The organism is Komagataeibacter europaeus LMG 18890 (assembly GCF_000285295.1).
Classification (GTDB): Bacteria; Pseudomonadota; Alphaproteobacteria; order Acetobacterales; family Acetobacteraceae; genus Komagataeibacter; species Komagataeibacter europaeus.
The window spans coordinates 1-2,326 of record NZ_CADP01000016.1 but is presented as its reverse complement, the minus strand read 5'-3'; the positions used below and the strand labels follow the sequence as shown (position 1 = coordinate 2,326).

Here is a 2,326-nt window from a genome sequence, read left to right as displayed (position 1 = left end):
CAAGCCGGTGGCCTCATGCGGCTTTCCCATCGGGGAGGGAATGCAGATCTTCACCGATACCGAGGTCGTGCGCCGCGCCCGCCGCGCGGTGATGGAATTCCTGCTGATCAACCATCCGCTCGACTGCCCGATCTGTGACCAGGGCGGTGAGTGCGACCTGCAGGACCAGACCTTCGGCTACGGCGCGGACCATTCCCGCTACCGTGAAAACAAACGCGCGGTAACCGACAAATATCTTGGCCCGCTGGTCAAGACGGTCATGACGCGCTGCATCCAGTGCACGCGCTGCATCCGGTTTTCGACCGAAATCGCGGGCGTGCCCGAACTGGGCGGTATTTCACGCGGCGAAAACCTCGAGATCACCAATTATGTTGAAAAGGCCCTGACATCCGAACTGTCGGGCAACCTGATCGACATCTGTCCCGTGGGCGCGCTGACATCGCAGCCTTATGCGTTCACTGCCCGTTCATGGGAACTCAAGCGCACGGATTCCATCGATGTCTGTGACGCGGTGGGTACCAATATCGTCATGCATGCACGCGGTGCCGCGGTACTGCGCATCGTGCCGCGCATCAATGACGAAGTGAACGAGGAATGGCTGTCGGACAAGGGACGGTTCGTGGTCGATGGTTTCCGCCGTCGCCGCCTTGACCGGCCGTGGGTGCGGGTGGATGGCAAACTGCAGCCTGCAAGCTGGCAGGACGCCTTTTCCACCATCGCGATGCGCCTGAAGAACGTGCCGGGCGAACGCATCGGCGCCATCGCGGGCGACATGTGCGACGCCGAAAGCATGATGGCGCTGAAGGACCTTATGGAAACACTGGGGTCCAGCAATATCGACTGTCGGCAGGACGGGGCGAAATACGACACGTCGCGCCGTGACTTCTACATCTTCAACAGTGGCATTGCCGGTATCGAGGACGCGGACGCGCTGCTGATCGTAGGCTCCATCCCCCGGCAGGAAGCGCCCGTGCTGAATGCGCGCATCCGCAAGCGCTTCCTTGCCGCCGGGCGCGGTGGTTTTCCCATCGCCATGATCGGCGCGCCCAATGCCGACCCGACCTATGCCGCCACGGTGCTGGGTGCCGGCCCGGATACGCTGGCCGAACTGGCGGACGGGAAACTGCCCTTTGCCGATGTCCTGAAAAACGCGAAAAAGCCCATGATCATTGTCGGTCATGGCGCGTTGACGCGTCCCGACGGGCAGGCGATTGCAAAGGCATGCTGGGACCTGGCGGCGCAGGTGGGCGCCATTGCGCCTGACTGGCATGGCTTCAACGTGCTGCATACGGCGGCCAGCCGCGTTGCCGGTCTGGACCTTGGCCTTGTGCCGGGGGCAAGGGGCCGTGACGTGGCCGGGATGCTGGATGGCGGGGTGGACGTGCTGTGGCTGCTGGGCGCGGATGAATTCGCGACCGATCGCATCGGGCCGGAAACCTTCGTCATCTACCAGGGCCATCATGGCGATGCGGGCGCCGCGCGGGCGGACGCGATCCTGCCCGGCACGCTCTATGCCGAAAAGCCCGGTACCTACACCAATACCGAAGGGCGGGTGCAGGAAGCCTTCCGCGCCATCATGCCGCCGGGCGACGCGCGGGAAGACTGGCGTATCCTGCGCGCCTTTTCCGAAGTGGTGGGGCGCAAGCTGCCCTATGACACGATCGAGGCCCTGCGTGCGCGCATGAAGCGGGCCTGCCCGGTATTCGGGGCGGCGTGGGCACGTCACGCCACGTCCGACACTACGCCACCACAGGCAGGTTCAGTGGCCATGTCCGGTGACCCGTTCCATCCGGTCATTGCCGATTATTACCTGACCCATGCCGTGTGTCGCGCCAGCCCGACCATGGAAACCTGTTCGGGGATTTACGTGCACCCTGCAAACCAGGCGGCGGAGTAGGACCATGGCGGATTTCTTCTTTCACACCATGCTGGGCCAGCTAGGGCCTGTTAGATCTTAAAATACTTCCTATATTGTATGGATTGAAGAAGGAGACGGAACAGGCACTTTCACTGATGAGACATGGGCGATCTGGGAACCGCTGATTGAGGCGGTTCGGCCAAGGGGCAAGACACCGCCCCATGATCTGCGGCGTACGATAGCAGCGATCTTCTGGCGTCATGAGAATGGTGCGAAATGGCGAAGTATCCCCGCTGAGCTGGGTCCGTGGTGGCGGGCGGCGCAGCTTTTCATCCGCTGGGCGAAACTGGGGGTGTGGGAACGCCTGCTCGAACTGGTTCAGGAGCACCACGGAGTGGCGCTGGGCATGACTTTTCTGGATGGCACGAACATCAGGGCTCACCACAAGGCGGCGGGAGCCCAAAAAAA

At 62.6% G+C, this 2,326-nt stretch carries 1 protein-coding gene and 1 pseudogene (1 of these 2 cut by a window edge); both read left to right on the top strand.

Going from position 1 to position 2,326, the window contains the following annotated elements; all coding sequences use genetic code 11:
- Nucleotides 1–1,897, top strand: a pseudogene (gene nuoG / locus GEU01_RS07415) (NADH-quinone oxidoreductase subunit NuoG); it begins 168 nt to the left of the window's first position.
- Between the two features lie 130 nt (nucleotides 1,898–2,027).
- Nucleotides 2,028–2,326 (top strand): transposase (locus GEU01_RS07410; protein ID WP_232272449.1); only part of this gene is annotated, 299 nt, incomplete at its 3' end.